This is a genomic window from Streptococcus caledonicus (assembly GCF_042656225.1).
Taxonomy (GTDB): domain Bacteria; phylum Bacillota; class Bacilli; order Lactobacillales; family Streptococcaceae; genus Streptococcus; species Streptococcus caledonicus.
The window spans coordinates 1-815 of record NZ_JBHSOJ010000021.1 but is presented as its reverse complement, the minus strand read 5'-3'; the positions used below and the strand labels follow the sequence as shown (position 1 = coordinate 815).

Annotated in this window: 1 protein-coding gene; it reads right to left on the bottom strand. The window is 41.7% G+C overall.

What is annotated here, in order from left to right; all coding sequences use genetic code 11:
- Positions 1–202: 202 nt before the first annotated feature.
- Positions 203–815: transposase (locus ACFPQ3_RS08280; RefSeq protein WP_380434027.1), on the bottom strand; the 613-nt coding region annotated here is incomplete at its 5' end.

The window sequence follows — 815 nt, the reverse complement described above, 5'->3', positions numbered from 1 at the left end:
TGGATCACAATGGTGCCACTTAGTGAATTCGTAGATGACTCAAACCTTGAAGTTCTAAACTCCTTCAAGATGCCCTCAATCTCATTTTTTCAATCCTTAGTGCTGTCAGAATTCACCTGTGATTTTTGATGGTACTAAGGATTCCTCATCGCTCTGCGATGATAAAATAAGTCAAAAAAGTATACGAAAACAAAGCCTAAACTCAAATAATTCTCCCTGTCATCATCCCCCAGATAAACCCTGAAAATTCACGAGCAATCGCTGTTTTAGCCACATTTTGTTTCTTATTGTTCGATAAGACCAACTTGTAGTAACGTCTTCTCAACCGTTCATTAGCCCTATCCGTATAGGCAATAACCTCAGGAGAATTGCCATTTTGACGCTTTTTCAAGTTTTTCGACTTATGACCGACCCTTCCTTTCGCTATAGACTGAGTCGCTTCAATCAACAATCGTCTGACATGACTGTTGCCAGCCTTAGTGATCCCTCCTTTTCGATCTTTTTCCCCACTAGAATTTTCACTAGGGGTCAACCCAAGGTAAGAGGCAACTTGTTGAGCGGTCGCAAAACGATTAAAATCCCCAATCTCTGTTACGATGGAAAGAGCAGTCAAGGTCTTCACACCGATAAAGCAAGCCAACTTAACCACTTTTTCTTGGTAACTGTCTCCTAGAGAGAGTTGTTCGATACGATTATCAAAGCGTTCAATCTGGTCAACTAGCTTTTCGTAGCTGAGGAGATATTCGGTTAGGATTTCAGCATACAGTCCTACTGGTTGGAGCGACTGAAGCCATTTCACATGCTTCTGAGTCCAG